This window comes from Streptomyces sp. MB09-02B, from assembly GCF_033794485.1.
Taxonomy (GTDB): domain Bacteria; phylum Actinomycetota; class Actinomycetes; order Streptomycetales; family Streptomycetaceae; genus Streptomyces.
Window position 1 is genome coordinate 1 of the sequence record NZ_JARGEE010000407.1, and the last position, 7838, is coordinate 7838.

Annotated in this window: 4 protein-coding genes; all 4 read left to right on the forward strand. The window is 67.9% G+C overall.

Annotation, left to right across the window (positions count from 1 at the left end; translation table 11 throughout):
* On the forward strand, positions 1–6438 hold a 6438-nt coding region (locus tag P1P70_RS36115; RefSeq protein WP_319245321.1), incomplete at its 5' end, for a polymorphic toxin-type HINT domain-containing protein.
* Positions 6439–6444: 6 nt separating this feature from the next.
* Positions 6445–6753, forward strand: a complete 309-nt coding sequence (locus P1P70_RS36120) for a hypothetical protein (protein ID WP_319245322.1) — start codon at positions 6445–6447, stop codon at positions 6751–6753.
* A gap of 125 nt (positions 6754–6878) precedes the next feature.
* On the forward strand, positions 6879–7574 hold the full coding sequence (locus P1P70_RS36125; protein WP_319245324.1) for a hypothetical protein: 696 nt from the start codon (positions 6879–6881) through the stop codon (positions 7572–7574).
* A 63-nt stretch (positions 7575–7637) separates the two neighbouring features.
* Positions 7638–7838: hypothetical protein (locus P1P70_RS36130; protein ID WP_319245325.1), on the forward strand; the 201-nt coding region annotated here is incomplete at its 3' end.

Below are 7838 nucleotides of genomic sequence, written 5' to 3' on the forward strand. Positions count from 1 at the left end.
CAGCGCGCCGGCAAGGTCCGCGCCGCACTCGACTACTCCTCCTTCGCCGGCCTCTACGGCGGCAACTACGCCGACCGCCTCACCCTCGTCCAACTCCCCTCCTGCGCCCTCACCACACCGCAGAAGAAGCAGTGCCGCACCACCCGGCCCGTCACGACCGTCAACAACACCGAGAAGCGGACGCTGACCACGTCCGGCATGGCCCTCGCCTCCGGTGGTCCCACCGTGTTCGCCGCCGTGGCCGACACGAAGAGCGTCGGCGGCGACTACAAGGCGAGCCCGCTCAGCCCCTCGGCGGCCTGGAACACCAATCTCAACACCGGTGACTTCAACTGGTCGTACGAGATGGCGGTACCCAATGTGCCCGGTGGTCTGAAGCCCAACGTCGGGCTGGCGTACTCCTCCGCCTCCGTCGACGGGCGGACGGGCAACACCAACAACCAGGCCTCGTGGGTCGGTGACGGCTTCGACCTGTCGCCCGGATTCATCGAGCGCCGCTACAAGCCCTGCGACGACGACGGCGTGGAGAACGCGGACGGCGGCAAGCCGGGCGATCTGTGCTGGGCCTACGACAACGCCTTCCTCACCTTCAACGGCAAGGCCGGTGAGCTGGTCCCGGACGGCACCAACTCCTGGAAGCTGAAGAAGGACGACGGCACGAAGGTCACCCGGATCTACGGATCGAGTGACAACGTGCGCGGCAACGGCGCCCGCGACGACGAGTACTGGCGGGTCACCGCGCCGGACGGCACCCGCTACTACTTCGGGTACAACCGCCTGCCGGGCTGGGCCGACGGCAAGGAGACCACCGACTCCGCCTGGACCGTCCCCGTCTTCGGCGACGACTCCGGCGAGCCCTGCCACGCCTCCGCGTTCGCCGACTCGTGGTGTCAGCAGGGCTGGCGCTGGAACCTCGACTACGTCGTCGACGCACGCGGCAACGCCATCGCCTACTACTACGACAAGGAGACCAACTCCTACGGCCGCAACCTGAAGGCGACGGACGACACCCGCTACGTCCGCGGCGGCACGGTCGACCGCATCGAGTACGGACTGAAGTCGACCTCCGTGTACAGCGCGAAGGCGCTGGCCAAGGCCGACTTCACCAACAGCGAGCGCTGCATCCCGGACGCGCAGACCGACTGCGACTCCATCGGCAACGACGGCTTCTACTGGTACGACACGCCCTGGGACCTGAACTGCGACGCGGGCACGGACTGTGACGCGGGCCGGTACTCGCCGGTGTACTTCACCCGCAAGCGGCTCACCGGAGTCTCCACCCAGGTGTACGACGGCAGCGGCTACAAGGACGTCGACTCCTGGAAGCTGACCCACCGCTGGGGCATGGCCGACACCGACTACCAGCTGCTGCTCGACTCCATCCAGCACACGGGGCACACCGCCACCCCGGCGATCACCCTGCCGAAGACCACCTTCGCCTACACCCAGCTCGCCAACCGGCTCGACAGGACCGGCGACGGCTACGCCCCCTTCATCAAGGACCGGCTGTCCACGATCGCCGACGAGTCCGGTGGCCAGATCGACGTCGACTACTCGGCGCCGGTCTGCGACTTCGACGCGCTGCCGACCCCGCAGACCAACACCACCCGCTGCTTCCCGCAGTACATCGGCGGCAGCTCCACCGCCGATCCAGAGCTCGATTGGTTCAACAAGTACGTGGTCGCCTCCGTCACCGCGACCGACCGCACGGGCGGCTCCCCCGACCAGGTCACCACGTACGACTACAGGGACGGCGCGGCCTGGCACTTCGACGATGACGACGGCCTGACGAAGGAGAAGCACAAGACCTGGTCCCAGTGGCGCGGTTACGGGCACGTCCGTGTCCAGACCGGCGGCCAGGGCGGCGCCTCGGCGATGAAGACGCAGCAGGACTCGTACTTCCTGCGCGGCATGGACGGCGACCGCAAGGAGCCCTCCGGCGGCACCAAGTCCGTCTCCGTCACCCTGGACTCGGGCGAGGGCGACCCGATCACCGACCACGAGTCACAGGCCGGCTTCGCCTACAAGGCCGTGGGCTTCTCGGGGCCGGGCGGCAAGGTTCTGACCAAGACGGTCAACCGTCCCTGGCGGCACGAGACGGCGAAGAAGACCCGCGACTGGGGCACGGTGACGGCCAACCTCACCGGCACCGCCTCCACCAAGTCGTGGACCTCGCTGGACGACGGTGCCGGCGCGTCCTGGCGGATCACCTCGCTCGCGAACTCGCACGACACCGTGGCCGGACGTGTCACCCAGGTCGACGACTTCGGCGACAACACCACGTCCACCGACAACAAGTGCACACGCACCACCTACGCCACCAACACCACCGACAACATCCTCAACTTCCCCTCCCGCGTGGAGACGGTCGCCAAGGCGTGCGACACGACCCCGAGCCGTCCCGCCGACGTGATCTCCGACGTGCGCTCCGCCTATGACGGCGGTGCCTACGGGGCGGCCCCCACGAAGGGCGATCTGACCGCGAACGCGGTCCTGAGGAAGTACGACGGCACCACCGCCGTGTACCTGGAGTCGGGGGCCACCTTCGACTCCTACGCCCGTACGCTGACCAGCACCGACCTGACCGCGGACGTGAAGGTCACGGCCGCCGGGGTACTCACCCGGACGGCGCGCGGTGACGGCCGTACGACCACCACCGCCTACACACCGGCCACGGGGTTCGCCACCAGCACGAAGGTGACCTCGCCGCCGGCCACGGCGGGTGACGCGGCGACGGCGCACTCCTCGACCACCACGTACGACATCCTCCGCGGCCAGCCGCAGACACAGACCGACACCAACACCAAGGTCACCCACCTCACCTACGACGCGCTGGGCCGCAATGCCAAGGTGTGGCTGGCCGACCGGACCACCGGTCAGACCCCGAACTTCGAGTTCACGTACACCATCGCAGAGGGCAAGCCGGCCACGGTCGGCACCAGGACGCTCGGCAACGACGGGGCGCAGCGCACCTCCTACACCCTGCACGACGGCTTCCTCCGGCCGCGCCAGACCCAGGAACCCGGCCCGGACGGCGGAACCCTGCTGGCCGACACGTTCTACGACGAACGCGGCCTGGTCGCCAAGGAGTTCGCGAGCTACTACGCGCAGGTCGCCCCGTCCACGACTCTGTTCAAGCCCGAGAACGCACTGAGCGTCGAGACGCAGAACCGCTACACCTACGACGGAGTCGGCCGGCAGACCGAGCTGAAGCAGCTGGCCGGCAACGGCGACGGCGGTGCGGTCCTCGGCGTCACCAAGACCCTCTACGGCGGCGACCGCACCACGGTCGTCCCGCCCGTGGGAGGCATCGCCACCACCAAGGTCACCGACGCCCACGGCCGGCTGACCGAGCTGCGCCGGCACCACAGCCGCAGCGCGACCGCCGCGTACGACACCACCAAGTACGGCTACACGGCCGGCGGAAAGCTGGAGAAGGTCACCGACCCGTCCGGCAACTCCTGGGAGTACCAGTACGACCTGCTGGGCCGGCAGACCAGGACCGTCGACCCGGACAAGGGCACCACCGTCAGCGTGTTCGACGACCGGGGCAGGCTCACCACGACCGACGACGCCCGCCCCAACGCGAAGTCCCCCGCTCTCTGGTACGGCTACGACAACCTCGGCCGCCGCACCGAGATCCGGGAGGGATCCTCCGGCGGCACCCTGCGCGCCAAGTGGGTGTACGACACGGTCAGCGGCGCCAAGGGCCGCCTCGCGGAGTCCATCCGCTACAGCGGCGGCAACGCCTACAGTTCCAAGGTCGTCGCCTACGACCGTCTGTACCGCCCGCTGCGCACCTCCGTCACCATCCCGTCCTCCGAGGGCGCCCTGCAGGGCACCTACCTCTCGGCGACCACGTACAACGACTCGGGCACGGTGCAGGGCGTCGGCCTGCCGAAGGCCGGTTCCCTGCCGGCGGCGACGGTGGCCTACACCTACGACGACGACACCCTGCGCCTGACCGGCGTCGACGGCAGTCAGGGGCTCAAGTCCACCACGAGCTACAGCCTCACGGGCAAGCCGCTGCAGTACGAACTGTCCAACAGCGGCGGCAAGAGGACCTGGGCCACCAACACCTATGAGTGGGGCACCCAGCGGCTGGCCACCTCCCGGGTGGACCGCGAGAACATCGCGGGCGTCGACCAGCACAACACCTTCCGCTACGACGAGGCGGGCAACGTCCTGTCCGTCTCCGACACCTCCCGCTCCGGCACCGACACCCAGTGCTTCACCTACGACTACCTGCGCCGCATGACGGAGGCCTGGACCCAGCCCACCACCGCCTGCGCGGGCGCGCCCAGCGCCGGTGTCCTCGGCGGCCCGGCCCCGTACTGGCACTCCTACACCTATGACAAGGTGGGCAACCGGCTCGACGAGACGATCCACGACACCACCGGTGACACGGCCAAGGACACCAAGAGGGCGTACGACTACCCGGACGCGGGCACGGCGAAGCCTCACACCCTGAGCTCGGTCGTCACCACCGACGCGACGGGCACGGCGGAGGACAGCTACGGCTACGACGAGACCGGCAACACCGAGACCCGGACCCTGAACGGTGACACCCAGACGCTCGCCTGGGACGCCGAGGGCCATCTCGCCAAGGTGACCGAACCCGTCGATGGCGGCAGCAGCAAGGTCACGGAGTACCTCTACGACACCGACGGCAACCGCCTGATCGGCCGCACCCCGACCGAGACCACGCTCTACCTCGGTGCCACCGAGATCACTCTGGCCAAGGGATCCACCACGGCCAGGGCCACGCGCTACTTCGACCTCGGCGGCGGCCACCAGGGCGTCCAGAAGGACGACGGCAGCGTCTCGATCACCCTCGCCGACCACCACGGCACGTCCCAGCTGGCCGTCGACGCGGCCACCCAGCAGCTCACCCAGCGCCGCACCCTGCCCTTCGGCGGACCCCGCGGCACCCAGCCGGCGAACTGGCCGGGCACCAAGGGCTTCGTCGGCGGTACCGACGACACCAAGGCCACCGGTCTGACCCACATCGGGGCCCGTGAGTACGACCCGTCGATCGGCCGCTTCATCAGCGTCGACCCGGTGATGGACCTGACCGACGCGCAGCAGATGCACGGCTACACCTACAGCAACAACAACCCGGTGACGTTCTCCGACCCGACCGGTCTGTGGTGCGACAGCTGCAACGACGGCAAGGGCTGGCCGACACCGGACGGCTACGAGGGCGCGTCCAAGACCACCAAGAAGACCACGACGACCACCAGCAGCAACGACGACAGCGTGTGGATCTCCCAGCACGCGCCGGCCACGACGGACCAGAACCAACTCGACGCGTGGTTCCAGGAGAACTCGCCGAGCGGCCGCGCACCGGACGGCGACTACTGGAACACGCCGGTCTACGAGAACGACGGCAGCGTCGGCCAGGCCTGCTTCGGCCGGCTGGCATGCCTCAAGGCCGACAACTTCCTGACCCGGGCCACCCGTGGCGGCCGTAAGCTCACCGACGCCGACTACGTCAAGGCCAAGCGCATCGCCGCGACCTACTGCCTCGACAACGCCGCCGAGTGCGTCGACGACGCGGAGGCGTGGGAGCGCGGCAAGGTCATCCAGAGCCTCATCGCCATGGTGGTCACCGGCGGCAAGGGCCCAAGGGTCGCCAGGTCGCTGGGCTGCAAGTGTTTCCTCGCGGGCACCGACGTCCTCATGGCCGACGGCACCACCGAGGACATCGAGGACATCGAGCTCGGCGACGAGGTCATGGCCACCGATCCGAAGACCGGCGAGTCCGGTCCCCGGAAGGTGACCCGCCTGATCGTCACGGAGGACGACAAGCACTTCAACGAGCTGTCGATCGCCACCGAGGACGGCGTCGAGAAGCTCACGGCGACGCACGAGCACCCGTTCTGGTCCCCCTCCGAGAAGGACTGGATCGAGGCGGGCGACCTCGCCGCGGGCATGACCCTGCTCACCGACACCGGCGACACGGTCATCGTGACGGCCAACCACGCCTTCACGAAGCGGGCCAGGACGTACAACCTCACGGTGGCGGGCCTGCACACGTACTTCGTGCTGGCGGGCGAGACTCCGGTCCTGGTTCACAATGCCGGGGGGTGTCTGTTCCCCTGGTCCAGCGGTCGGGTCTCATCGGCATCGCGTGCCATCGATGAGGGGCGGACGAGCATCACGGTCGGGTCGCGTGCCGAAGCGGAGGAACTCTTCCTGGGCAAGTTCCAGGGCAGCGGGTATCGAAACGCCGGCGGTTTCGACGGCAAGGGGACCAGGCAGTATTTCGGGTCCAAGAGCGGAACGTACCACTGGGATGATCAGCTGGGTGCGGACGGCCGGGTGGCCGGGCACGGTGCGGGCAACAGAGACGGGGACTTCCCTCATCTCCAGATTCACACCTTTGAGAACTCCCAATACGGTGGATCCATCATTCGCATCTTCTGGAAGCCGTAGGTCCCTATGCGCACCGAGGTGGCAAACCGCCTGACCATGACGAAATCCCTGGTGTCGGCGCGTCGCGAGCCGGAATCTCAGGATCGCTACGCCTGGGTATGGGTGTTTCCGTTGCAGGACGGGACCTTCAGGGTCTCGACCGTGGAGATCCCCAAAAATCTCGTCGACGAAGACGTCTGTTTCGCGGAAGAGGACATCGAGCGCGTGCAGGTGGCTGTCGTGGCGACGCTGGAAGCAGTCGACAGTGCGGTGAGCGAACTGGGAGTCGACCCGGATTCTCTCGACGCACCCTGGAAAAATGACTTTCCTTTGTAGTCCAGCGTGAAGGCCGGCGGCCCTACCGAACGTCCCACCCGGTAGGGCCGCTGACGCTCTCGAATCTCCGGCATTGGAATGGGAACAAGGGAACGACTTTGGTTGGATCAGGCGTCAATGGTGCGGTGGCCGCGATGCTGGCCGCGTTTCTTGTCGGGGCGTGCGGGCAGGGCACCGGATCGGGCAGCGTGCATTCCGGGGGCGAGAGTTCTTCAGCAGAAAGCCCCGCGCGCGGACCGTGGACCGAGGCAGATCTTGACGACGTGGCACTGGGACAGCGTGACGGCGAGAATTTCGGCCGCATACCGATGAGCCCGGGCCCTTCCGAAAGGAAGGCGGAACCCGGCACGTGCAGTGCGATCGCCCAGACTCTCGGGCGGAGCAGCAGCGCCTACGCGGCCCATGCACGCATCAATCGGACGTACAGCGGAAGAGGAACCCGCCCCTGGGCCGTCATGACTCTCGCATCGCATCGGCTCGGCGATGCGAAAGCGGTGGTGCGCAAATTCAGGAGAGCAGCCGAGAGCTGCACCGCCTTCAAGGAGAGCCGGAGGTCCTATGCGGATGTCAAGGTGCAACGCGACTCCGTATACGGGGACGAATCCGTCTCCCTGCGCCTGGTCGAGGTCGTGTCGTTTCCGGACGGCGTGAGGATCCGAGTGCCCCATGCGGTCGTGGTGCTGCGGGAAGGCACGACGGTCGCCATGTTTCACAACTTCGTCCGGCCCAACGCCTCGGACGGGAAGAACCCGGCCGTCATTCCGGACGAGCTGGTCACGGCGCAGGTGAAGAAGATCCGTGCCTTCGGTGCCGCCCAGTAGCGGTCACCCCTCCACCACCACTCGCCATTCAGTCCGCACCACTCAACGGGAGAAGCAGAGCGTATGCAGGTAAGACCAGGCAGAAGAACAGGTAGGCCCTGGCGCCGGGTGGCCATGGCCACGGCCGTCGTGCTGACCGGAACACTGATACAGGCGTCGGGGGTTCCCGCCGTCGCCCAGGCGGCCTGGCGCAAGCCCGCCCTGCCGCAGGCCGAGGACCCCGTCGCCGGAGGACCGGCCGGCAAGGCCGTGCCCCGCACGCTC